Genomic DNA, 23,767 nt, shown 5'->3' with positions numbered 1-23,767 from the left:
TCCTTGGTGAAAAGTCTCCTATTCTTAACAAAAAAATGCTACAAAGACAACCTGATGGCGTAAACGGCGTGGGAAAGGCGGCAGGCCGCAATGAAAATAGCAACCGACCACATCAAGCTCGACAGTTTTCTGAAGGCGGTGGACGCCGTGGCGAGCGGCGGCGAGGCGAAGATCGTCATTGCCGACGGGCTGGTGCTGGTGAACGGGGTGGTGGAGCTGCGCCGCGGTCGGAAACTCCGGCCCGGTGATCGGGTCACGCTTGAGGGGGAAGAGTTTGTCGTCGAATGAGAAACAACCCGCCGCGAAAATGGTGACGGTCAGCTGCCCGCACTGTGCGTTTTCCCGCGCGCTGCCTGCCGGGACCATCCCGCTCGGGGCGCGGGTGACCTGCCCGAGCTGCCGGGGGCAGTTTACGTACAGCGAAGCAGTCACCACTCCGGTGACGCCTCACCCGGGGGCCGTTGCGCCGGAGCTGGGACCGGCCCCGCCAGCCATCGCCGCCGCCCGCCCCCGGCCGCTGACCCCGCGGACCATGCGCTTCACCTTCAGCGGCACGGCCCGCGAGTATTTCGGCATCTGGATCGTCAATACCCTGCTGAAGATTGTCACCCTCGGCGTCTACTCGGCCTGGGCCAAGGTGCGCAAGCGCCGCTACCTCTACGGCAACACCATGCTCCACGGCGCGCCCTTCGACTACCTGGCCGACCCGCTGGTGCTCTTCCGCGGCTGGCTGATCGGCGTCCTGGCACTGCTCCTCTACACGGTCGGCAGCCGCTACAGCCCCACCGTCGCCTCGCTGTCGGGCCTGCTCTTCCTGCTGGTGATGCCCTGGCTGGTGGTCCGCTCGCGGCTCTTCAACCTGCGCAACTCCTCCTACCGCAACATCCGCTTCAACTTCCGGGCGGACTACCGGGGAGCCTACCTGGTCTTCGCCGGACTCTACCTGCTGCTGCCGTTTACCCTCGGCCTGCTCTTCCCCTATATCGTTTACCGGCAGAAGAAGTTCCTGGTGGAGCAGAGCGACTACGGCAAGACCCCCTTCGTCTTCGCCGGGAGCGCCGGCGATTTCTACCAGCTCTACCTGAAGGCGTTCGGGATGCTGATCCTCCTCGGTGGCGCGGTCTTCCTGACGCTCTTTGGGCTCGGCGCCTCGCTATCGTTCACCGGCCGGCCGGCGGGGGCACCGCAGGCATTGGTGGTGCTGCCGGTCGTGGTGCTGCCGCTGGCCTATTTCGTGATCGCCATCTACGTCCAGACTGCCCAGACGAACCTGGTCTGGGGCAAGACAAGCATCGCCGGCAACCGGCTCGCCTGCACGCTGCGGAGCGGTGAGATGATCTGGCTCTATCTCTCCAATGCGGCGGCGATCCTCTGCACTCTCGGGCTGCTGATCCCCTGGGCGACGGTGCGGCTGACCCGCTACCGCTTCGATAACCTGACGCTGGCGGCGCGGGACGAGCTGGAAGGGTTCGTGGCCGCTTCCCAGGCGGAGGTGAGCGCTGCCGGAGAGGAGATCGGCGACCTGTTCGGGATCGACATCGCTTTATGAGCGGCGTATGGGGCATTTTCTATGACGGCGTCAGCTCCGCCCAGCGGCGGGTGTTCCTTGCCGTGGAAGACGGTCGACTGGTGCTGCGGGGCGACGGGCTGACCCGGAGCGCGCCGCTGGCGGAACTGACGGTCGACCCCCGGCTCGGCACGGTGCGCCGGGCGATCCGCTTTGCCGACGGCGCCCTCTGCGAGGTGAGTGACGACCGTTTCCTCGACGGGCTTTTGAGCCGCCAGGGGCGAGGGCGCGCCGCAACCTTCCTCCACCGCTGGGAGCGGAGCATCCCCCGGGCGCTGGCCGCCCTGGCGGTGATGGTGGCGGTGATCTGGCTCTTCTTCGCCTACGGCATCCCGTTCCTGGCCAAGAAAGTGGCCTACGCCATCCCGCCGGCCACCGAGGTGACCCTCGGCCGGGAGAGCCTGGCGATGCTCGACAAGCTGGTCTTCGCCCCGACGCGGCTTCCCGCCGCCCGGCGGCGGGAGATCACCGCCCTCTTCCGGCGGATGGTCGACGAACGGCCGGAGACCCGCGGCTACCACCTCGAATTCCGGGCGAGCCCGGAGATGGGGGCCAACGCCCTCGCCCTCCCTTCCGGGATCATCGTCGTCACCGACGCGCTGGTGCCGCTGGCCAAAAACGACGACGAACTGGCGGCGGTGCTGGCCCACGAGATCGGCCACGTCCGCTATCGCCACGCCCTCCGCCAGGTGCTGCAGAATTCGGCGGCCGGCCTGATCATGGCCGCCGTCACCGGCGACATCTTCTCGGCTACCTCCCTCTCCGCCGGCCTGCCGACGGCGCTGGTCGACGCCAAGTTTTCCCGCGATTTCGAGACCGAGGCGGACGATGCCGCCGTGGTCTACCTGAAGGCGCACCACATTCCGCTGCAGCGTTTCGCCGACATCCTCGGCCGGCTGGAGGCCGATCATGCCAAGCGGGCGGCGGCCGGCAAGCCGGAGGAGCGGTCGTTCTCGGACTACTTCGCCAGCCATCCGGTGACGGCGGAGCGGATCAAGCGGATTCTCGCGGGGGGACGGCTGTGAGCGGCCCGAATCCGGCGCAGGAAGGAGCAGTGATGACGCTGGCGACGATTGCCGCTGATCTGGCGGCGGATCTGGAACGGCTCAGCTTTTCGCCTCCTGTGGCCCATGTCTACAACCCGCTGGTTTACGCCCGAGCCCCTCACGAGGAGTACCTGCGCCGCTACGGCGCCGGGCCGAAGGAGGCGCTCTTCGTCGGGATGAACCCCGGGCCGTGGGGGATGGCCCAGACCGGCGTGCCGTTCGGCGAGATCGCGGCGGTGACTGGCTGGCTCGGGATTAACGGCCCGGTGGCCCATCCGGCCGGCGAACACCCGAAAAAACGGGTCGACGGCTTTGCCTGCCGGCGGAGCGAGGTGAGCGGCCGCCGGCTCTGGGGGCTGATCCGCGAGCGGTTCGGCGAGCCGGAGCGGTTCTTCGCCCGCTTCTTCGTCGTCAACTACTGTCCGCTGCTCTTTTTGAACGATGCCGGCGGGAACATCACCCCCGACAAGCTGAAAAACGGCGAGCGGCAGCCGCTCTTGGCGGCCTGCGACCGGGCGCTTCGCCAGACGGTGGCGCTCTTGCGGCCGCGGCTGGTGATCGGCGTCGGCGGCTTTGCCGAAACCCAGGCCCGGGAGGCACTGGCCGGCAGCGGGGTCGCGGTGGGGCGGATCCTTCATCCGAGCCCGGCCAATCCGGCCGCCAACCGGGACTGGGCGGGGACGGTGCTGGCCCAGCTGGCGGCGCTGGGGATCGACTTTGGTGAGAAAGGAGCATTGCCATGAGCGCTGCAGCCGAGCTGCTGACTTTCCTGGCGCCGCAGTTTGGCCGGGAGATCCATGTCGGGGAGTGGCTGACCATCGACCAGGAACGGATCGACCGTTTCGCCGAGGTGACCGGCGATCGGCAGTGGATCCACATCGATCCGGAGCGGGCCCGGCGCGAGTCCCCCTACGGCACGACGGTGGCCCACGGCTTCCTCACCCTGTCGCTTCTCCCCCTGCTCACCCAGAGCAACCATCCCGACCACTTCCAGCGCAACTACCCGGGGATGCGGCTGCGGGTCAACTACGGCCTGAACCGGGTCCGTTTTCCGGCACCGGTCCTTGCCGGTTCCCGGGTCCGGGCCCGGACGGTGCTCAAGGACGCCGAAGCGCTCGGCGAGGCGGTGCAGATCCGCTACGAGATCACCGTCGAGATCGACGGCGGGGAGCGTCCCGGCTGCGTCGCCGAGCAGCTCGTCCGCGTCTATCCTTGAGCGCTCTCCCGCGCTCTTCCCGGCTTTCCATTTCGTGGCCGCTGTGCTAGTATCCTCTCCCTTTTCACCTTGCCCCGGAAGGACGACCCGCAATGACCACTCCTGACCAGACCCGGCAGCGCATCCTCGGCTACCTTATCGACGAAACCGGCCTGAAGCCGTTTCAGGTGGCGAACACCATCGAACTCTTCGACGAGGGGGCGACGGTGCCGTTTATCGCCCGTTACCGGAAGGAGCGGACCGGCGAGTTGGACGAGGTGCAGATTCGGACCATCGAGGAGCGTTACGGCTATTTCCGCGAACTGGAGGAGCGTAAGGTCGCGGTGCTGAAATCGATTGCCGAGCAGGGGAAGCTGACCCCCGAGTTGCAAGCCCGGCTCGAAGCATCGCGGCAGAAGACCGAGGTCGAGGATCTCTATCTCCCCTACAAGCCGAAACGGCGCACCAAGGCGACGATCGCCCGCGAGCGGGGGCTGGAGCCGCTTGCCGAGCTGATTGCCGCCCAGGAGCTGACGAGCGGCACGCCGGCAGAGGCGGCGCTCCCCTTCGTCGATCCGGCCCGGGACGTCCTGGACGCAGCGGCGGCCCTCGACGGTGCGGGGCACATCCTGGCCGAGCGGCTGGCCGACGATGCCGACGCCCGGGCCTTCGTCCGCCGCCTGACCTGGGAGGAGGGGATCTTTACCGCCCGGGTGGCCGCCGACAAGAAAGAGGCGGTCACCAAGTTCGAGATGTACTACGACTACCAGGAGCCGTTGCGGAACATCCCGTCCCACCGGATGCTCGCCATGCGCCGGGGGGAGAAGGAGGAGGTGCTGCTGTTGGCGATCGTTGCGCCGGTCGAGCAGCTACACGCCGGGCTCCGCCGGCGGTTGGTCACCGGCGAGAGCATCTTCCGGCCGCTGCTGGAACAGGTGGCCGAGGACGCCTACAAGCGGCTCATCGCCCCCTCTATCGAGGTGGAACTTCGCCTGGAGGCGAAAAAACTGGCCGATGAGGCGGCAATCCAGGTCTTCGCCCAGAATCTGCGCAACCTGTTGCTGGCGCCGCCGGCGGGGATGAAACGGGTGCTCGGCATCGATCCCGGGCTGCGGACCGGTTCCAAACTGGCGGCGGTGGACGGCACCGGCCGCTTCCTCGAACATGTCACCATTTATCCCCATACCGGCGAGGGGCGGGTGGCGGCGGCCAAGCGGGAGCTACTGCGCCTCCTCGACGACCATGCCATCGAGATGGTGGCGATCGGCAACGGCACTGCCGGTCGGGAGATGGAGCAGTTCGTCAAGGAAACCCTGGCCGAGGCGGGAAAACGGCTGCCGACGGTGATGGTCAGCGAGGCGGGGGCCAGCGTCTACTCGGCATCGGAGGTAGCCCGGGAGGAGTTTCCCGAGCTCGACCTGACCGTCCGCGGCGCAATCTCGATCGCCCGCCGGCTCCAAGACCCGCTGGCGGAACTGGTGAAGATCGACCCGAAAAGCATCGGCGTCGGCCAGTACCAGCACGACGTCAACCAGGCCGCCCTGAAAAAGGCCCTCGACGACGTGGTGGAGTCGTGCGTCAACTACGTCGGCGTCGATCTCAACACCGCCTCCTCGGCGCTCCTCTCCTACGTTTCCGGTCTCGGGCCGGCCTTGGCCAAGGCGGTGGTCCGCCACCGTGACGCGCACGGCCCGTTTACCTCCCGCCAGGAGCTGCTCAAGATTCCCCGTTTCGGCGACAAGGCCTTTGAACAGGCGGCCGGTTTCCTGCGGATCCGCGCGGCGGCCCATCCGCTCGACAACAGCGCCGTCCACCCGGAGCGCTATCCGCTGGTGGCGGCGATGGCCGCCGATCTCGGGGTGTCGCTGGCGGCCCTGGTCGCCGATCCGGCGCTGGTGGGGCGGCTCGACCCGGCCCGCTACGTGAGCGAGAGCGTCGGTCTGCCGACCCTGCGCGACATCCTGGCCGAGCTGCGGAAGCCGGGGCGCGATCCGCGGCAGGAGTTCGTCGCCGCCGCCTTCCGTGACGATCTCAAGGAGCTGGCCGATCTCCGCGAAGGGATGATCCTCCAGGGGGTGGTAACCAACGTCACCGCCTTCGGTGCCTTCGTCGACGTCGGCGTACACCAGGACGGGCTGGTCCACGTCAGCCACCTGGCGAACCGGTTTGTCAAGGACCCCCACGAGGCGGTGCAGGTCGGTCAGGTAGTGCAGGTCAAGGTGCTGGCGGTTGATCAGGCGCGGCGGCGGATCTCGCTGTCGATCCGCGAGGCGAGCCCTGGTGGTGGCGGGGAGCCGCAGCGGCGACAGCCGTCGCCCAAGGAGGAGCGGCGGCAAGACGGCCTCGACCTCGGTAAGCTGGAGAAGGCGGGGTTTCGGGTAAAGCGGTAACGAAAAAAGGCCTGCGGGAACGCAGGCCTTTTTTCATGATGTCCGACCGGCTGGCTAGGCGGCTGCCGTCCAGTGACCGTGCAGGTTGCAGTAAGCGCGGGCAGTGACGGTGGTGGCGCTGAGGCAGAAGGTGGCGGCGGGGGCGTCGCCCGGCTTGAGGTGCTGGCGGTAGACGGTGCCGTCGGCAACCAGTTCGATCCACTCGATGTAGTGTTTTTCCTCCATCGGATGGGGAACGCTGCCGACTTTGACGGTGATGGTGCCGTTGCCCTTTTCGATGACCGGGACATGTTTTTCCTTGGCCGCATCAACGGTGTTTTCGGTCTGCAGCTCCATCGGCGCGCCGCAGCAGGCGAGGGGGCCGGGGCCGGCGTGCAGGACTTCGACGATGTTGCCGCAGATGGAGCATTTGTAAAGTTCGAGTCGGGTAGCCATGAATCAATTCCTCCTGGTAAGTTGATTGGTCCGGCGGCAGCGCCAAGGGCTAGAGCCGTCGTGACCGGGATGTATCGGCGGCCGGCTGACCGAGCCAGGCCACCAGATTCCGTGCCAGGAGGAGATTTCCCTCCTGCAGGAAACGGTTTTGGAAAATGGCGTCATCGGCGAAGACCAGGAACCGGCCCCGGCCGTACTCGCCACCGACGATCACCGCGAAAGCCTGCACTGCATCGCCCTGATCCTGCTGATTGTCGAGATTCAGATCGATCCAGGCATCCGGGCCGGTCAGCGCCAGCGGGCGGCATGTCTTCCCTTCGTTAAGCAACGCCCAGCTGCCGTAAAGAGCGAACGAGCGGATGCCGGCGAAGAGAGGATCGGCGGCTAGCCGGTTCACCCGGAAATTGCGTGCCTCGTTGCCGATGATGTCGGTTCGCTCGCGGATCACGCCGTTGGACGTGAGGACGCCGAGTTGCTCCAGGAACGGCGCCAGCGGCTGAGGGACATGCAGCATGATGCTGAGTCTGCCGCCACGTTCCAGGAACTGCCGGACCGCTGTCTCTTCGGCCGGGGCGAGCGGTGCCAGCGCCCCCGAGATCACCAGGGCGTCCACCCCGGCCAGGGTCGCCGCGGAGAGCGGCGCGGCGGTGGTCTTTACCGTGAAGCCGGCGTTGATGAACTGGTCGGCCAGGCCGGAGAGGTCGAGGTCTTGCTGCCGGTCGGCGAGAAACCGCTGGTTGTGCCCCTGGTCGAAGAGAACCGTGGCTGCCATGGCGCCGCTTGCCGGGGTGCCGAGCAGGGCCGCCAGAAGGAGCAGGATGCCCAAGCACTTCCTACTATACTCCATATTCATCCTCCCGCAACAAAAAGACAATAAAGGTCTTGTTTGTCCTTATAACGGATGCCAGCACGCCTGTCAACGGCAAAGTGCCCGGGGGATTCCCCCCGGGCAGCGGAGTCGGCCGCGGTTATGCCAGCAGCGCCCTGGTCGCGGCGAGTACCGCGGCGTAGTCCGGTTCGCTGGTGACTTCCGGGACCTGCTGGATGTAGCGGATCGTATCCTGGCCGTCGATGACGAAGATGCACCGGGAGAGGAGCATCAGCTCCTTGATCAGCACACCGTAGGCGAGGCCGAAGGAACGGTCGCGATAATCGGAGACGGTGCTGACCCGGTCGATGCCGGCCGCCCCGCACCAGCGTTTCTGGGCGAAGGGGAGGTCGAGGCTGACGGTCAGCAGCACTACGTTGTCGGGGAGTGTTGCCGCTTCCTGGTTGAAACGGCGGGTTTCCGTGTCGCAGACCGGGGTGTCGAGCGAGGGGACGGCGCTGATGATCTTGACCTTGCCGGCCAGGGCCGCCAGAGTGACCGGTGCCAGGGCCGTGTCGACAACGGTGAACGGTGGCGCCTGATCGCCGACTTTCAATGCCGGCCCGAGCAAGGTCATCGGGTTTCCTTTGAATGTGATGATACCGGAACGTTCCTGCATGCTGCTTTCCTCCTTTGGCTGATCTCCGCTCAAGTGTAGCCGGAATTTGCCAAAAGGAAAGCGAAAGATGCCCGGTCTGGCGCCCTTTTCAGCTGGCGGAAATCTGCAGGGTGGCGATAAAGCGCTGTTCGCCGCGGTAGAAGGGGACGATGACCGCACAATTGTTGTTCATCACTTCGATGGTGTAGTCCTTACCGGAGATGATCGACGGCGTCGACAGGCAGAGATGAAGATTCTTGTCGGAAAAGAGCATCTTGACCTCGCCGGCCAGCATGTTGGTGATCTCCCCCACCGCATCATTGATATCGCTCTCGGCGTCGACTTCCTCGACGGTCATGCCGAGCATCGAGGCGGTCGCTTCCTGGGCGAAGTCCTCGGGAAGGTGGACGCCGACCATTCCGGAAAAGGCGCCGCCGAGCCCGACCATGCCGGAGATGCTGCAGTGGAAATGCGACACCGGCTTTTCCAGCGGGTAATCCTCGACGATGTCATCGATGAAGATCATCGTCGAGAAAATCGTCTTTACCGCGGCGACCATGTGCTGCGCCACCTCTTGTTCGGTGACGGTAACGTCGCCGAAGGTGTAGCTGTTATCCATGAACTATGGCTCCTTTCGTCCTTCTGGACGGGGTCGGGGCCGGCGACGGGGCCGGGTGCCGCCCGGGCTCTGCCGGTATCCGGAAAATCAATTACGATTATTGAGTTAGCTTATCGGTGGTTCCATTAGAATCTTTAATGATTTGTCCGGTGCCCGACATTTTTTTGCCGTCGGCCGGCCGCCGACAAACCCCTTGCCCTCATGGCGGAAAAGGTGTATCAAATGTCCCTTTCAAAATTCTGCCAAGGAGTTGCCTTATGGGAATAGTAGCAAACACCGTTGCCCTCTGCCAGTTCCAGGTCGCCGGCGAGCTGCCGGCCGGCGATCTCTACGAGTGGGTGGCCGCGCGGCTGGCCGGCCAGGCGTTCCACCCCATCGACCAGGAGCTGGCCGAGCAATCGGTCGGCTGGGTGCACCTCGATGATCACCGGCAGATGGATTTTGCCGTTCCCGCCGCCTTCTGGCGCGACCACTACGTGGTGTTTACCCTGCGCCGCGACCAGCGGAAGCTGCCGGCGGCGCTGCTCAAGGCCTACCTGCAGGTGGCCGAGCATGAGTATCTGGCGGCCAATCCCGGCCTGAACCGAGTGCCGAAGCAGAAGCGGGAGGAGTTGAAAGAAGCGGTGCGGGCGAATCTGCTGGCCAAGACCCTGCCGGTGCCGAGCGCCTGGGATGCGGTCTGGGATACCCGGAGCGGGATCGTCTCCTTCACCTCGCTCTCCGCACCGGTGATGGAGCTGTTCGAGAGCCAGTTCAAAAAGACCTTCGACGGCCTGCGCCTGGTGGCGATCCACCCCTTTGCCCGCGCCGAGCGGGTGGTGGCCGGCGAACTGCAGCCGGCGCTGGCCAAGGCCAACCAGGCAACTTCCGACGCGGCGATCGACCTGATCCGGAGCAACCAGTGGCTCGGCTGGGATTTCCTCCTCTGGCTGCTGCACCGGACGATGACCGAAACGTCGGAATACCGGGTGACCCGGGAAGGGACCGCCCTGGCCGGCGAGCCGTTCGTCGCCTACCTGAACGACCGGCTGGTGCTGCTGAGCGCCGGGGAGAACGGCACCCAGAAGATCACCGTTGCCGGTCCCCAGGATCACTTCCGCGAGGTCCGGACCGCCCTGGCCAACGGCAAGCGGATCACCGAAGCGACCCTGTACCTGGAGAAGGACGAGAACAGCTGGAAGCTGACCCTCAAGGGGGAGCTGTTCCATTTCGCCGGCTTCAAGGCGCCGAAGGTGACCATCGAGCGGGACAACACCGTTGACGAGACGAGTGAGCGGGAAGCGGCGTTCTACGAGCGGATGTTCGTTCTCGAGGAGGGGCTGCAGCTTTTCGACAGCCTCTACGCGACGTTCCTCGCCGCCCGGCTCGGCGCCGGCTGGGGCGAGGAGCTGGCGCGGGTCGAGACCTGGCTCGGCGCCGAGTAGCGGCCAACCCGCTCAGCGGCGGCCGATCCGGGGGAATTCTGTCGGCAGGAACGGCCGGGGGGTGAGGTGTTCGGGGAGCCGGAGCAGGACGGTCGTTGCCGGCAGCGAGAGTTCCCCGTACAACTCGGCGCTCCGGCCGTTGTTGCTCTTCGACAGGTGCATCGGTAGGAGGAAGGCGGGGCGGAGCTCCCGGACGAGAAGATTGACGTCGCCGGTGCAGAGGTGGTGGGAGGTGCGGGCCTTGGCCCGGTCGGTGGCGAGGAACGACGCTTCGCAGATCAACAGGGTCACCCCGGCGAGGAACTCACGTACCGTGGCGCGATTGGCGGCGTTCATGGCAATGTCGGTCAGGTAGCCGATGCTGGCGGGGGTCTGTTCCTGCCGGATCGCCGCCAGGAGAGCGTCGGGATCGGCGACCTCGTCCGCGCTGACTTTGTCGCCCCGTTGCCGCAGCACTGTCAGCCCACCGTCGGCCAGGGTCCCCTGATAGAAGCGCCGTTTCAGCTCGCGCAGCCATTCCCCCGGCACCAGCCCTGCCTGCCGGACCTTGTCCCCGTCGATCCAGAAGGTCGGCCGCTCGGTGATCCGGAAGGCCAGCGAGGGGATCTTGTGGTCGCAGAGCGCGGCCTCGACGGTGAGAAAATCGTTGCCCCAGATCGTTCGATCGCGGCGCGCCGTTTCCCCCTCCTCCCGGCAGGAAAAGCCGGCGGCTCCGGGAAAGGCGAAGTGCCGCAGCCGGTCGGCATGGACCTCGTGGACCCGGAAGGTACACCAGGAGGCTTCGGCCAGGTTCCAGTCGTAGCCGGCCAGCTTGGCGGCCACCCTGGCGGCGATCCCCGGCGGGCCGAACAGCTCTACCGTCCGGGGCGAGACGTGGATGTGGCGGACCAGGGTGTCGAACCCCATGAAGTGGTCCATGTGGGCGTGGCTGACGAAGACGGCGTCGAGCGATTTGAGGACCCGCTTGGCCAGGTGGTGCAACTGGCCGCAGTCGATCAGGATCGCCCGCCCGAGGGGCCGGGAGTGGAGGTAGAGCACCGGGTCGTCCAGGAGCCCGGCACAGAAGGTCGGTTCGAGATAGCGGAAGAGGAGGCGGCCCATCGGGGTTCCTTTCTCCGGCGCGCGGCGCTTCTCTCTATGGTACCATACTTGTGGCCATGCCATCGAATCCCGAACGTTTCCCCTTCTGCCGATTGATGACAAGGCCCGCCATGGCGCGGGCCTTTGCCGTTTCCGTCCCCGCTGGCCGGCGTTGAAGATCGTCCTGCCGCTGCTATACTTAAACGGCGGTCCGGTCTGGAACAAAGAGCGGCGAACGGGAGGCGGGAAATGAAAGCGATCCAGGTCCATGGATTCGGGGCGCCGGAGGTACTGCGGCTGGCGGACGTGGCCGAGCCGCAAGCGGGGACGGGGCAGGTGGTGGTGCGGGTGCATGCCGCCGGGGTGAACCCGGTGGATACCTACATCCGGGCCGGGTTGTACCGCCCGGACCTGCCGCTCCCCTACACTCCGGGAATCGACGGCGCCGGAGTGATCGAGGCGGTGGGGGCCGGGGTGAAGCACCGGACCGTCGGGCAGCGGGTTTACGTCGCCTGGTGCCTGACCGGGACCTACGCCGAGAAGGTCCTTTGCGAGGAGTTCCAGACCCATCCGCTGCCGGAGGCGATCTCCTTCGGTCAGGGGGCGGCCCTCGGTGTCCCTTACGGTGCGGCGTTCCGGGCGCTCTTTCAGCGGGCCCGGGCCGTTGCCGGCGAGACGGTGCTGGTTCACGGCGCCAGCGGCGGGGTGGGGATCGGCGCCGTGCAGCTGGCGCGGGCGGCGGGGCTGCGGGTGATCGGCACCGCCGGCTCCGAGCAGGGGCGGCAGCTGGTGCTGGCCCAAGGAGCACACCACGTCCTCGACCATCATGCCGCCGGCTATCTGGAGCAGCTCCGCGAGCTGACCTGCGGCCGCGGCGCGGACCTTATCCTGGAGATGCTGGCCAATGTCAACCTGGGGAACGACCTGGGGGTGCTGGCGCCCAAGGGGCGGGTGGTGGTGATCGGCAGCCGCGGCCCGGTGGAGATCGATCCGCGGGCGACCTTCCTGCCGGAAAGCGCGATCCTCGGCATGAGCCTCTACAGCGCCACGGCGCCGGAACTGGCGAGCATGCACGCCGCCTTTGGCGCCGGGCTGGAAAACGGCACCCTCCGGCCGGTGGTCAGCCGGGAACTGCCGCTCGCCGAAGCGCCGACCGCCCACCACGCGGTCATCGAGGCGAGCACCTTCGGCAAGATCGCCCTGGTCCCTTAGGAGTCTGAAAAAGAGAAGCCCCTCTCCCCGGCCGTTAAGGCGGCGGGAAGAGGGGCTTCGTGTCTTCTGACCGGTAGGTCTGGCTTACGGGCAGCCGCAGCGGCCGGCACGGGCCGCCTCGTAGCCTTTGTGGAGCAGCCGGGCCGCTTCCTTGGCGTGGTAAGTGAGGATCAGGTCGGCCCCGGCCCGCTTGAAAGAGAGCAGCGTCTCCATGATCACCCGCTCCTCGTCGATCCACCCCATCCGGCCGGCGGCCTTGATCATGCTGTATTCGCCGGAAACGTTGTAGACCGCCATCGGCAGGTCGAATTCCTCCCGCAGGTCGCGGAGGATGTCCAGGTAGGGGAGCCCCGGCTTGACCATCAGGATATCCGCCCCTTCCTCCACATCCATCTTCGCCTCGCGCAGCGCTTCGCGCCGGTTGGCCGGGTCCATCTGGTAGGAGCGACGGTCGCCGAACTGGGGGGTCGACTCGGCCGCTTCGCGGAACGGCCCGTAGTAACCGGAGGCATATTTCACCGCATAGCTCATCAGCGGCAGATGGTCGAAGCCGTTCTCGTCGAGGGTGTCGCGGATGGCGGCGACGCGGCCGTCCATCATGTCCGAGGGGGCGACCATGTCGGCGCCGGCCTGGGCGTGGGAGAGGGCTTCCTTGGCGAGCAGCTCCAGGGTGGCGTCGTTGTCGACGTCGCCGTCCTTGATGATGCCGCAGTGGCCGTGATCGGTGTATTCGCACATGCAGACGTCGGTGATGACCGCCAGCCCCGGCACCCCTTTCTTCAGCGCCCGGATCGTCTCCTGGATGATGCCGTGTTCGGCGTAGGCATCGCTGCCGACCGCATCCTTCGTCTCGGGGATACCGAACAGGATTACCGCCGGAACCCCCAGCTCGTAGACCTCCTGGGCCTCCTCGACGATGTATTCGATCGACTGCTGGTAAATGCCCGGCATGGAGGAGATCTCTTTCCTGATCCCCTTGCCGAAGGCGGAGAACATCGGATAGATCAGATCGTTGGCGGAAAGGGCGTTTTCCCTGACCATGCGGCGGAAGACTTCCTTGCCGCGGATGCGCCGGGCGCGGAACTGGGGAAAGAACATGGCGTCGTCTCCTTGCTGGGTTTCATGGGGCGCGTCGGCGCCCGCCGGATCGTCCGGCATGCCGGACCGGCTTTTCATCATACCGCAATGGCGCTTGCGGCTCAAACCATTTTCGCCGACCGGAACCGGCGGCTGGTTTCTGTTGCGTCCGTCGCGGCGTTGTGGCATGAATAGCTGCGGGTCGGCCGGACTTGCCGTGCCGCCCGGTTCCATCTCTCCTGACGGGAGGTTTCCATGGCCAAATCAAGCCTGGGTGCCAGGGCCGATTCCCTGGCGCTCCTCATGCTGCGGCTGCCGCTCGGCCTCATCTTCATCGCCCACGGTTCGCAGAAACTGTTCGGGGCTTTCGGCGGTCACGGGCTGACCGCCACCTTCGCTACCTTCGAAACGAAGCTCGGCATCCCGCCGATCTTCACCCTGCTGGCGATCATCGCCGAATTCGGCGGCGGCGTCGGCGTGCTGTGCGGTATCTTTACCCGGCTGTCCGCCTTCGGCATCGCCGCAGTGATGGCGGTGGCGATCTACAAGGTTCACTGGGCGAACGGCTTCTTCCTCAACATGGCCTGCGTCCCCGGTCATGGCAACGGTTTCGAATACAATCTGGCGCTGCTCGGGATGGCCCTCTCGCTCCTTTTCAGTGGCGGCGGTTCCTGGACCCTCGATCGTTATATATTCCGGCGTTAGCGGGCGAGGGACGAGCGGTTCATCGCCTTGGCAGTGCGACAGATTTGCTGGTAACGAGAGACCTGATTATCACCGATCTTCCGCTTCATTTTCTCCTCCCTCCTTTGTTGGGAGGGTGCGGGTGGACGCGCCACCGCTTTTCACCCTCTCCCCGGCCCTCCCCCATCAAAGGGGGAGGGAGTTTTTGAGGCTTTGTGGAAGATAGGGCCAATTGCCACGGGAGTGACGACCGGAGGCGTAGCGGAGCTACGGCGAGGATTGGCAGCGGGAGGCGCTGGCGAAGATGGCGTGCTGACAGCCGCGAGCCCCCTAGAAGATGCTGTCTTTCAGTTCTCTGATTATCTCCACCTGCCGCTGGAAGATGAACTGGGAGATCGCCTTTTCCGCCCGGGCGTTGGGTCTGGTCTCCATGATGAAGAGGCTGCGGTCGTCGACTTCGATCCGCCGGAGCAGCTTGGCCGGCATTTCGCAGGGGGTGTCCGGCAGCTTGAGGGTGACGGTTCCCACCAGGTTGTCTTCGGGGGGATTGGCGAGTTCGGCGGCGACCGCCAGCCCGCCGATGGAAATGTCATGGAGGGTGCCGTTGAAGGTGGCGCCGGTGGCGGTGAAGCCGACTTCGATCCGTTCCCGGACCTCGACCCGGACGAATTGCCGGCGTTCGGCCCGGATCACCGCGTAGGCGAACTTGCTCACCAGGGCCCGGCATTTGTCGATGTTGATGTAGCTGACGGCGGCCAGGACGTCCTTCGGGAAGTGGTCGCTCTTGATGAAGGTCTGTTTTTCCATCTGCATGACGATGGCTTGCTGTTGCTGCACCGCCAGTTCCACTACGTCGCCGTCGATATGCTCGACAGTGGCGCCGTAGTTGACCGGAATCGACCGGTAGTAGTTGAGCAGCCGCAGATCATTGGTGCGGGCGCCGTTCTTGATGTCCGTCAGGATTGCCAGAATCTGTTGGCTGTCCTGCTGAACGTCGTTAACGGTGGTCAGCTGATAGTAGTCACTCATGAGCCAGTCCCTTGGGGGGTGAAGTCGCCGTGGAATTTCTTCGGTTGTAATGAACCATTGATCTATAGTAGGATGATCAACAAGGCGAAGATATCTTCTTCGCCTTTTGTTTGTCCAGATTTTTCTCGGAAAACCAACGCGGGAGAACCATTTTGCAGAAGCACAACCAATTGGAAGTCGACAAACGCCGCACCTTCGCGATCATCAGCCATCCGGACGCCGGGAAGACCACCATTACCGAAAAGCTGCTCCTCTTCGGCGGGGCGATCCAGCAGGCCGGCGAGGTCCGGGCGCGCAAAAGTGCCCGCTATGCCACCTCCGACTGGATGGAGATGGAGAAGCAGCGCGGCATCTCCGTGACCTCTTCGGTGATGAAGTTCACCTACCGGGACTTCGAGATCAACTTGCTCGACACGCCGGGGCACAACGACTTCTCCGAGGATACCTATCGGGTGCTGACCGCCGTCGACTCGGTGCTGATGGTGATCGACTCGGTGAAGGGGGTGGAGAGCCAGACCAAGAAGCTGCTCGAAGTCTGCCGGCTGCGCAGCACGCCGATCATGACCTTCATCAACAAGCTGGACCGGGAGGGGCGGGAGCCGCTCGACCTGATCGATGAAATCGAGAGCGTCCTGCAGATCCAGTGCGCGCCGATGACCTGGCCGGTCGGGATGGGGAAGCGCTTCCGCGGCACCTATCATCTCTACCGCAAGGAACTGACTTTTTTTGATCCCGATGCCGAACAGGGGACCGGGCAGATCGCCACCATGAACGACCTCGCCGATCCACGGCTCGACGAACTGCTCGGTTCCCAGGTGGAAGAGCTGCGCAACGACGTCGAACTGCTGGAGGGAGCGGCCCATCCCTTCGAAGAAGAGGCATACCTGGCCGGGCTGCAGACGCCGGTCTTCTTCGGCAGTGCCATCAATACCTTCGGTATCCAGCAGCTGCTCGACACCTTCGTTGACCATGCCCCGTCCCCGCTGCCACGGGCGGCGCAGAGCCGGGTCGTTTCCCCCTACGAAGAGCCGTTCACCGCCTTCGCCTTCAAGATCCAGGCGAACATGGACCCGGCCCACCGGGACCGGATCGCCTTCTTCCGGATCTGTTCGGGGAAATTCACCCGGGGAATGAAGGTCCGCCATGTCCGGACCGGCCGTGACACCCAGCTCAGCAACGCCACCATCTTCATGGCCCAGGACCGGACCAACGTCGACGAGGCATACCCGGGGGACATCATCGGCATCCACAACCACGGCACGATCAAGATCGGTGATACCTTCACCCAGGGAGAAGATCTCAAGTACACCGGCATTCCGAGCTTCGCTCCGGAGCACTTCCGCAAGGTGCGGCTCCTCGATCCGCTGAAGTCCAAGGCGTTGGAGAAGGGGTTGACCCAGCTGGCCGAAGAGGGAACCACCCAGGTGTTCCGGCCGCTGATGGGGAGCGACTGGATCGTTGGCGCCGTCGGGGTCCTCCAGTTCGACGTGGTCATGCATCGGCTCGAGTACGAGTACAATGTCCGGGCCACCTATGAACCGGTCGGTTACGTGACGGCCCGCTGGGTGACCGGCGACAAGCGCAAGCTCGACGAGTTCCAGAAGCGGGAAGCGATGGCCTGCTACCTGGACGGCGAGGGGCGGCTGGCCTATCTCGCCCCTTCCCAGTGGCGACTCGACAATACCATGGAGAACTGGAAGGAGCTGGAGTTCCACGCCACACAGGAACATAACTGAGCGGCTCCCCTGTGCCTCGATCGGCACAGGGTGTGTCCCCGTTGGCACGAAAAGCCCCGGAATGGGCTGTTGCTGTTTTGGCAATAGCCCGTTTTTGTGGGCTTTTTACGTATACGTCACGCCCCTGTATACGGGAATCGGCCTTGCACTTCTCTCCCTCCGCACGCATCAAGGTGGCCGGTCGGCAGGCCGGCTGCCGTACCGTTCGGAGGCGCACATGCAGATCACGCTCCAGGCAGGCCAGCAGACCCGGTTGTTGCTCAAGTATCTCCACACCTTCTCGGCGATGATGTGGATCGGCGGCGCCCAGGCGATTCTCATCCTGCTCTACAAGGACCGCCAGGCGGCCAACGGCGACGAGCTGTTCGCCGTCAACGACGCGATCCGCTCCCTGGACAACTGGCTGATCGGGCCGGGGGTGATCGGTTCGATCGTTTCGGGCGGGCTGATCTGCCTGACGACCAACTGGGGGTTTTTCCGTCATCGCTGGGTAGTGGTCAAGTGGGTGGTGACGGCGGTGGCTACCGCCTTCGGGGTCTTTTTCCTCGGGCCGTGGCTTGAGGCGCTGTCGGCGTTGACTGGGCTCAATCGGTTGGCGGTCTTTGACAACGGGGCCTATGTACAGACCTACCGGCTCGGCGTGGCTTTCGGCATCGCCCAGACGGTCGTGCTGTTGCTGTTGGTGCTCCTCTCCATCGTCAAGCCCGATTTCGGTCCGGCGCCGGGTGAAGGGCGCCGGGGCATACCGCCGGCGCTGCGCCCGCTGCTGCCGGTTATCGACTTTCCCGCCCAGCTCTGCAGCCTGTTCCGCCAGGAACACGACTGATCGGTCTGCCGTGCCGGCGCCCGTCGTTTCCCGACGATGGGTGCCGGCCCTCCCTCGGCAAATCTTTCCTTCCCAGCTCCCGGAAATAGTGGTATTTTATTACGATTGCCCAATATTTCTGCAATGGATGGTGACCATGGATCCGCAGGAGCTGAAAACCCTGCTGCGTAATTTTAAGAACGGCGATCTCAACGAAGACGACGTCCTGACCCGGCTGCGCCATCTGCCGTTCGAGGATTTGGGCGAAGCGGTGGTCGACCACCACCGCGGACTCCGCCAGGGGTTTCCGGAGGTGATCTTCGGCGCCGGGAAGAGTGTCGGCCAGATCGAGCGGATCATGACTGCCCTTGTCGCCCAGGGGAACAACATTCTGGTGACCCGGATCGACGAGGGCAAGGCGTTGCAGGTGCTGGAGGCCTTTCCCGCCGCCCGTTACCACGAGGCGGCCCGCTGCCTGACCCTCGAACAGAAACCGCCGGAGCGCCGTGGCCGGGGGCGGGTACTCGTCATCTCCGCCGGGACCTCCGACATTCCGGTGGCGGCGGAGGCGGTGGTTACTCTCCGGGCGCTGGGGAACGAGACGGAACATCTTTACGACGTGGGGGTGGCGGGTATCCACCGGCTGTTGGCCCGGCGGGAGGAGCTGTTCGCCGCCGCGGTGCTGATCGTCGTGGCCGGCATGGAGGGGGCGCTGCCGTCGGTGGTCGGGGGGCTGGTCGACCGGCCGGTGATCGCCGTGCCGACCTCGGTGGGGTACGGTGCCGCTTTCGGCGGGATCGCCGCCCTGCTCGGCATGCTCAATTCCTGCGCCGCCGGGGTGACGGTGGTGAATATCGACAACGGTTTCGGCGCGGCAGTGGCGGCAAGCCTGATCAACCGGGAGTGACGGTGCGGGGAATGGATTGGTGATGAAGGTTCTTTATTTCGATTGCTTTGCCGGTATCGCCGGCGATATGACCGTGGCGGCACTGCTTGACCTGGGGGTCCCCTTCGCGGTGGTAAGCGAGGCGGTGGCCTGTCTGCCGCTTCCCCCTTCGAGCTACGAACTGGCGGTTGAGCGGACCAGCCGCCGGGGGATTGCCGCCAACCGGTTCGTCGTCCGGGTGGAGGAGCATCAGCCGCATCGTCACTATGCGGGGATTGCGGCGATGATCGAGGCGAGCCCCCTGGCCGCCGGGGTGAAGGAGACGGCGCAGCGGATTTTTTTCCGGCTGGCCGAGGCCGAGGCGAAAGTCCACGGCGTGGCGCTCGACCTGGTCCATTTTCACGAGGTGGGGGCGGTCGATTCGATCGTCGACATCGTCGGTACTGCGGCGGCCCTCGACCACCTGGGGATCGATGTTATCGAGACGGGCCCGCTCCCGCTCGGCGGCGGTTTCGTCGAAACTGCCCACGGCCTGCTGCCGGTGCCGGCGCCGGCGACGGCGGAACTGCTTCGCGGGCTGCCGGTCCACGGAGCGGCAGGAGAGGGCGAGCGGGTCACCCCTACCGGCGCCGCCATCGTCGCCGCCCTGGCGACTGGCGTCGCGCAGCCGCCGGCGATGACCGTCAGCGGTATCGGCTATGGGGCCGGCAGCAAGGATTTCTCCGATCTTCCCAACGTGCTGCGGCTTTTCCTCGGCGAACGGCCGGCGGCGCTCGACCGCGACGAGGTCCGGGTGATCGAGACCCACCTCGACGACATGAACCCGGAAGTGCTCGGCTTCGTCCTGGAGCGGCTGCTGGCCGCCGGGGCTCTCGATGCCGCCTTCTCGCCGCTGCAGATGAAGAAGAACCGGCCGGCGGTCCGGTTGACGGTTATCGCCCCGCCCGAGCGGCTGGAGACGCTGGCCGCCCTGATCCTCCACGAGACCACCGCCATCGGCGTCCGCCATTATCCGGTAGCCCGGCTGAAGCTTCTCCGCCAGGAAGAAGAGCGGGACACCTCCCTCGGTTCTGTCCGGGTGAAGGTGCTGCGGGACGGGGAAGCGGTGGTGCGGGTGGTACCGGAATACGAGTCGTGCCGGCAGATCGCCGAGCGTTGCCGGCTGCCGCTGCTCGAGGTCTACCGGATCGTCGAGGGGGAGGTCGGCCGGGGATGAGACGCTTCGTTGTCCTGGCAGCCACCTGGTTCGGTACCGGCTTCAGCCCCGTCGCCTCCGGGACGGTCGGCACTCTCGGGGCGATCCCGTTCTACCTGATCCTGGCCCGGATGCCGCTCTGGCTTTACCTGGCGACGCTCGTGCCGTTCTTCTTCTTCGCCTGCTGGGCGGCTGGCCGGGCGGAGGCGCTCTTCGGCGAGCACGATTCGGGGAAGATCGTCATCGACGAGGTGATCGGCTACCTGGTGACCATGGCGGCGGTGCCGCCGGCTCCGCGTTACGTCGTCGCCGGCTTTTTCCTCTTTCGCTTCTTCGATATCGTCAAGGTGCCGCCGGCCCGCTTCTTCGACCGGCAGGTCCATAACGGCTACGGCGTTGTCCTCGACGACGTGGTCGCCGGGCTGTACGCCTGCGCCGTCCTCCATCTGCTGACGAGATGGCTGTAATGAAGGCCGCGCTCCTTTCCATCGGCGACGAGCTGTTGCTCGGGGAAACCGTCGATACTAACGCGGCGGTCATTGCCGGCCGGCTCTATGGGGTAGGGGTCGCCGTCCGGCGGCAGCTGACCGTCGGGGACGACGAAGAGGCGATTGCCGAGGCCCTCGATAGCCTGGCGGCGGAACACCAGCTGGTGATCGCCACCGGCGGCCTCGGCCCGACCGACGACGATGTCACCGCCCGGGCTGCTGCCCAGGCCAGCGGTCGCCGGCTGGTGCTCCACGAGGAGGCGCTGGCCCGGCTGCAGGATTTCTTCGCCCGGCGGGGACGGGAGATGCATCCGGCCAACGAGCGGCAATGCCTGCTGCCGGCCCGGGTGACGCTGGTGCCGAACCCGACCGGCACGGCCAGCGGTTTCCAGCTCCTCCATCGGGACTGCCTGCTGATCTTTCTCCCCGGAGTGCCGGGGGAGATGGTGCGGATGCTGGAGGAGACGGTCCTGCCGCTCGTCCTGGCACGGCGGGACGAGTCACGGGTTGTCCGGACCAGACAACTGACGCTCTTCGGGGTGTCGGAGGCGGAGATCGGCGCCCGGTTGACCGGCCTGACCGTGGCCCGCCCCGGTCTCGGCGTCGCTTACTGTGTCGACTATCCGCTGGTGCAGGTCCGGCTGCGGGGGGAAGGGGACGGCAGCGAGGCAGTCCAGCGGCTGCTCGACGGGGCGGCGGCGGAGGTTCGGGAACGGCTCGGCGAGCATATCGTTGCCGAAGACGGCGAGAGCATCGACCTTGCCGTGGCCCGGCTGTTCCGCGAGAAGCGGGTGAGCCTCGCCCTGGCCGAGTCGTGTACCGGCGGCCTCATTGCCAAGCGGATCACCGATGTGGCCGGCAGCTCGGCCTATTTCCTCCTCGGGGCGGTTACCTATGCCAACGGGGCGAAGGTGCGGCTGTTGGACGTGCCCGAAGAGTTGCTGGCGGCGAAGGGGGCGGTCAGCGCCGAAGTTGCCATGGCCATGGCGAAGGGAGCCCGGCGGCTCGCCGGCAGCGACCTCGCCCTGGCCGTCACCGGTATCGCCGGCCCGGAGGGGGGCGATGCCGTCAAGCCGGTCGGGACGGTCTTCATCGCCCTGGCGGACCGGGCCGGCTGCACGAGCAAGGAGTATCGTTTTTCCGGTAGCAGGGACCAGATCAGGACGGTTACTGCAGTCACGGCACTGGATTGGCTGAGGAGGCGGCTTTTGACCCTCTGATTGCTCTTCCTGCCGCCGCGCCGCTGCCTGGAGGCGGGGTCATGACAACATTATCACGCGACAAGCTTTACCGGATTATCGTCTGGACGGCAGCACTGGCGCTGCTCGGGGGGGGGAGTACCGCCCTGATCCTCTGTTCCCGCCAGCATGCGCCGTTCTTCGATATTCATGCCCTCCTCGTCCTGCTGCTGGTTGCCACGTTCGTGGCGGTGATGGTCAGTTTTCATCGGGTGCGGAGCAGCGAGGAGCGGGCTCATGTCCGGGAGCTGATGCAGGTGCAGCGGGAACTGGACAAGAGTGTGCGCCGTTACCGGAGCCTCCTGGAGGGGGCCGGAACGGCGATTTTCGTTTTCAGCGTCGACAACGGTCTGCTGGTTGAGGTGAACCGGCGGGGGACCGAACTGCTCGGCTACAGCAAAGAAGAGATGCCCTCTTTGCGGATCAAGGATTTGCTGCCTGAGGAAGACCAGGAGAAGTTTTCCTCGCTGGTGGTGCGGGTTGTCCGGCGCGGCCGGGGGCGGGCCGACGGGATCACCTTCCGGCGCAAGGGGGGGGACCGGTTCCGCGGTGAGATCGAGGCGCGGCTGATCGACCTGGGGGACGAAAAGGTGGTCCATGCCACCGTCCGGGACATCACCTACAAGTACCGCGCCGAGCGGGAACTTCGCCAGCGCAACCGGGAACTCTCCTCGCTCATCACCCTCATCGAGCGGGCCAACCGGGAGATGGACCAGGACACGGTGCTCGAGGTTACCCTGCGGGAGACGGTGGAGGTGTTCGGCGCCGCGGGCGGGGGGATTCATCTCCGGGAGCGGGAAGGACACCTGGTCCCCGCCGCCTCCTGGAACGTCTCGCCGCAGCTGACCGCCGCGCTTGGCGGCGATGGTCCGTCGGGAGGGCTGCTGGAGCGGACCGCCGTAACCCGGAGCCCGCTGGCCCTCGAAGACCTGACGGCGTCCGGCGCGGACGGGATCCCGGCGGAGATCGCCGCCGGTTGGGGGGGGATCGCCGCAGTGCCGCTGCTGGCCAAGGATCGGGTGACCGGCGTTATGTATCTGCTGAGCCGCGATCCGCGCCGCTTTTCCGAAGAGGAGATGCGGCTCTTTCTCTCCATTGCCGACCAGATGGGGATCGTCATCGAGAACGTCCGGCTGTTCAACGAACTCAAGTGGAAAAGCGACGAGCTGATGAGTTCTTTCCGGCTGCTGGAAAAAAGCAGCCACGAACTGGCCCTTTCCCAGCACCGGCTCCGCAACAACCTGCTGCTCGTCGAGCGGGCGAACCTTGAACTGGAACGGCTCGACCGGATGAAGAGCAGTTTCCTCGGCATGATCTCCCACGAGTTCCGGACGCCGCTCACCAGCATCATCAGCGGCACCGAATTTCTACTCACCTCCCGGTCGGCGGAATTCGACAGCGAAGCCCGCCAGGTCCTCGACATGATAAACCAGGGGGGCGAACGGCTCTCCGAAATCGTCAATGACATCCTCAAGGTGGCGCGCCTCGAGGCGAAGACCTCCCCGGTCACCAAGACCGCCCTCTGCGTCGGCCAGGTGGTCCGGCAGGTGCTCGCCAAGCTCGAACCGCTCATCGAGGAGCGTAACCTCAAGATCGTTACGGGAAACATGGAAGGGCTGCCGCCGTGCAGCGGCGACCGGGACTGCTTCGAGGAGATCTTCGCCGAACTGCTCGGCAACTCGGTCAAGTTCACTCCCGACGGCGGGAGCGTGCTGATCGATGCCCGGGTTGTTGACCGGCCGGCACTGGCCGCCAAGCGGGACACGATGGCCCGTTTCAATGCCGGCTTCTACGCCGAGATGGGGGCCCGTTGTTACCTGGAGGTGACGGTGCGGGACAACGGTATCGGGGTCAGCCACGACGAGCAGGTGAAGATTTTCGACAAGTTTTACGAGATCGGCGAGATTCGCCATCATTCCAGCGGCAAGTACAAATTCCTCGGCAAGGGGGCCGGCCTCGGCCTGGCCATTGTCAAGGGAATGGTGGAGGCCCATGGCGGCATGGTCTGGGTGGAGAGCGTCGGGACGGATGCCGCCGCCCGCTTCGGCAGCGCCTTTATCGTCCTGCTGCCGCTGGAGGAGGGGGCGCGGCCGCCGGTTTTTCCCCTCGCCGACGACCGGCGGCTGGCGGCGCCGACCGGGATGGCGGCCGACGAGGAGTGAGCCGTCGCGGCGCAAAGATCGCTTGAAAAGAGC

General features: G+C 65.6%; 23 protein-coding genes. 16 read left to right on the top strand and 7 right to left on the bottom strand.

The annotated features are described in order from the left end of the window. Positions 1–90 precede the first annotated feature (90 nt). The 6 genes from QMN23_RS18510 (at position 91) to QMN23_RS18485 (ending at position 6,198) form a co-directional block, all read left to right on the top strand. Positions 91–288, top strand: coding sequence for an RNA-binding S4 domain-containing protein (locus QMN23_RS18510; protein WP_282000813.1), 198 nt, complete (start codon positions 91–93; stop codon positions 286–288). Then, positions 275–1,549: a YjgN family protein gene (locus tag QMN23_RS18505; RefSeq protein WP_282000812.1), complete on the top strand. Its 1,275-nt coding sequence runs from the start codon at positions 275–277 to the stop codon at positions 1,547–1,549. Before QMN23_RS18510 ends, QMN23_RS18505 begins: the two co-directional genes overlap by 14 nt. Next, positions 1,546–2,592, top strand: a complete 1,047-nt coding sequence (locus tag QMN23_RS18500) for a M48 family metallopeptidase (RefSeq protein ID WP_282000811.1) — start codon at positions 1,546–1,548, stop codon at positions 2,590–2,592. Before QMN23_RS18505 ends, QMN23_RS18500 begins: the two co-directional genes overlap by 4 nt. Positions 2,593–2,624: 32 nt before the next feature. Beyond that, positions 2,625–3,356, top strand: a complete 732-nt coding sequence (locus QMN23_RS18495) for a uracil-DNA glycosylase family protein (RefSeq protein WP_282000810.1) — start codon at positions 2,625–2,627, stop codon at positions 3,354–3,356. Next, a complete protein-coding gene (locus tag QMN23_RS18490) occupies positions 3,353–3,829 on the top strand; it encodes a MaoC family dehydratase (protein ID WP_282000809.1) in 477 nt (158 codons plus the stop codon). The genes QMN23_RS18495 and QMN23_RS18490 overlap by 4 nt, the downstream gene beginning before the upstream one ends. A gap of 92 nt (positions 3,830–3,921) precedes the next feature. Next, complete coding sequence (locus QMN23_RS18485; RefSeq protein ID WP_282000808.1) at positions 3,922–6,198, top strand: Tex family protein; 2,277 nt, start codon at positions 3,922–3,924, stop codon at positions 6,196–6,198. A 54-nt stretch (positions 6,199–6,252) separates the two neighbouring features. Here QMN23_RS18485 and QMN23_RS18480 read toward each other — a convergent pair whose 3' ends face one another. The 4 genes from QMN23_RS18480 to QMN23_RS18465 all read right to left on the bottom strand — a co-directional run bounded on the left by QMN23_RS18480 (position 6,253) and on the right by QMN23_RS18465 (position 8,718). Continuing rightward, a complete protein-coding gene (locus QMN23_RS18480) occupies positions 6,253–6,633 on the bottom strand; it encodes a desulfoferrodoxin (RefSeq protein WP_282000807.1) in 381 nt (126 codons plus the stop codon). A 49-nt stretch (positions 6,634–6,682) separates the two neighbouring features. Continuing rightward, complete coding sequence (locus tag QMN23_RS18475; protein WP_282000806.1) at positions 6,683–7,480, bottom strand: DUF4350 domain-containing protein; 798 nt, start codon at positions 7,478–7,480, stop codon at positions 6,683–6,685. A 121-nt stretch (positions 7,481–7,601) separates the two neighbouring features. Further along, positions 7,602–8,120, bottom strand: a complete 519-nt coding sequence (tpx, locus tag QMN23_RS18470) for a thiol peroxidase (protein WP_282000805.1) — start codon at positions 8,118–8,120, stop codon at positions 7,602–7,604. A gap of 88 nt (positions 8,121–8,208) precedes the next feature. After that, positions 8,209–8,718, bottom strand: a complete 510-nt coding sequence (locus QMN23_RS18465; RefSeq protein WP_282000804.1) for a chemotaxis protein CheX — start codon at positions 8,716–8,718, stop codon at positions 8,209–8,211. 257 nt (positions 8,719–8,975) lie between these two features. On the opposite strand from QMN23_RS18465, the gene rdgC reads away from it, so the two are divergent. Further along, positions 8,976–10,142 carry a recombination-associated protein RdgC gene (gene rdgC, locus QMN23_RS18460; RefSeq protein ID WP_282000803.1) on the top strand — a complete coding sequence of 389 codons (1,167 nt, stop codon included), beginning with the start codon at positions 8,976–8,978 and terminating at the stop codon, positions 10,140–10,142. Positions 10,143–10,154: 12 nt separating this feature from the next. Here rdgC and QMN23_RS18455 read toward each other — a convergent pair whose 3' ends face one another. Then, positions 10,155–11,243 (bottom strand): ribonuclease Z, encoded by a 1,089-nt coding sequence (locus QMN23_RS18455; RefSeq protein ID WP_282000802.1) that lies wholly within the window; start codon positions 11,241–11,243, stop codon positions 10,155–10,157. 228 nt (positions 11,244–11,471) lie between these two features. On the opposite strand from QMN23_RS18455, the gene QMN23_RS18450 reads away from it, so the two are divergent. Then, positions 11,472–12,434 carry an NADPH:quinone reductase gene (locus QMN23_RS18450; RefSeq protein WP_282000801.1) on the top strand — a complete coding sequence of 321 codons (963 nt, stop codon included), beginning with the start codon at positions 11,472–11,474 and terminating at the stop codon, positions 12,432–12,434. An 84-nt stretch (positions 12,435–12,518) separates the two neighbouring features. On the opposite strand, the gene hemB is transcribed toward QMN23_RS18450, so the two are convergent. Then, positions 12,519–13,532 carry a porphobilinogen synthase gene (gene hemB / locus QMN23_RS18445; RefSeq protein ID WP_282003941.1) on the bottom strand — a complete coding sequence of 338 codons (1,014 nt, stop codon included), beginning with the start codon at positions 13,530–13,532 and terminating at the stop codon, positions 12,519–12,521. A gap of 234 nt (positions 13,533–13,766) precedes the next feature. Between hemB and QMN23_RS18440 the strand changes: the two genes are divergently transcribed. Then, positions 13,767–14,216, top strand: a complete 450-nt coding sequence (locus QMN23_RS18440; RefSeq protein WP_282000800.1) for a DoxX family protein — start codon at positions 13,767–13,769, stop codon at positions 14,214–14,216. 309 nt (positions 14,217–14,525) lie between these two features. On the opposite strand, the gene QMN23_RS18435 is transcribed toward QMN23_RS18440, so the two are convergent. Further along, positions 14,526–15,224 carry a PilZ domain-containing protein gene (locus tag QMN23_RS18435; protein ID WP_282000799.1) on the bottom strand — a complete coding sequence of 233 codons (699 nt, stop codon included), beginning with the start codon at positions 15,222–15,224 and terminating at the stop codon, positions 14,526–14,528. A 152-nt stretch (positions 15,225–15,376) separates the two neighbouring features. On the opposite strand from QMN23_RS18435, the gene QMN23_RS18430 reads away from it, so the two are divergent. From QMN23_RS18430 to QMN23_RS18400, 7 genes are all read left to right on the top strand, one after another. Next, a complete protein-coding gene (locus tag QMN23_RS18430; RefSeq protein ID WP_282000798.1) occupies positions 15,377–16,960 on the top strand; it encodes a peptide chain release factor 3 in 1,584 nt (527 codons plus the stop codon). 217 nt (positions 16,961–17,177) lie between these two features. Further along, positions 17,178–17,786: a DUF2269 family protein gene (locus tag QMN23_RS18425; RefSeq protein ID WP_282000797.1), complete on the top strand. Its 609-nt coding sequence runs from the start codon at positions 17,178–17,180 to the stop codon at positions 17,784–17,786. A gap of 136 nt (positions 17,787–17,922) precedes the next feature. Further along, positions 17,923–18,672, top strand: a complete 750-nt coding sequence (larB, locus tag QMN23_RS18420) for a nickel pincer cofactor biosynthesis protein LarB (protein ID WP_282000796.1) — start codon at positions 17,923–17,925, stop codon at positions 18,670–18,672. 22 nt (positions 18,673–18,694) lie between these two features. After that, positions 18,695–19,867, top strand: coding sequence for a nickel pincer cofactor biosynthesis protein LarC (gene larC / locus QMN23_RS18415; protein WP_282000795.1), 1,173 nt, complete (start codon positions 18,695–18,697; stop codon positions 19,865–19,867). Further along, positions 19,864–20,313, top strand: a complete 450-nt coding sequence (locus tag QMN23_RS18410) for a phosphatidylglycerophosphatase A family protein (protein ID WP_282000794.1) — start codon at positions 19,864–19,866, stop codon at positions 20,311–20,313. Before larC ends, QMN23_RS18410 begins: the two co-directional genes overlap by 4 nt. Beyond that, positions 20,313–21,554 (top strand): competence/damage-inducible protein A, encoded by a 1,242-nt coding sequence (locus QMN23_RS18405; protein ID WP_282000793.1) that lies wholly within the window; start codon positions 20,313–20,315, stop codon positions 21,552–21,554. The genes QMN23_RS18410 and QMN23_RS18405 overlap by 1 nt, the downstream gene beginning before the upstream one ends. 41 nt (positions 21,555–21,595) lie before the next feature. Further along, positions 21,596–23,734, top strand: coding sequence for a sensor histidine kinase (locus QMN23_RS18400; protein ID WP_282000792.1), 2,139 nt, complete (start codon positions 21,596–21,598; stop codon positions 23,732–23,734). Positions 23,735–23,767: the final 33 nt, after the last annotated feature.

Origin of the sequence: Geotalea uraniireducens (assembly GCF_027943965.1) — a bacterium.
Classification (GTDB): Bacteria; Desulfobacterota; Desulfuromonadia; order Geobacterales; family Geobacteraceae; genus Geobacter; species Geobacter uraniireducens.
This window is presented reverse-complemented; position numbering and strand designations above follow the sequence as displayed.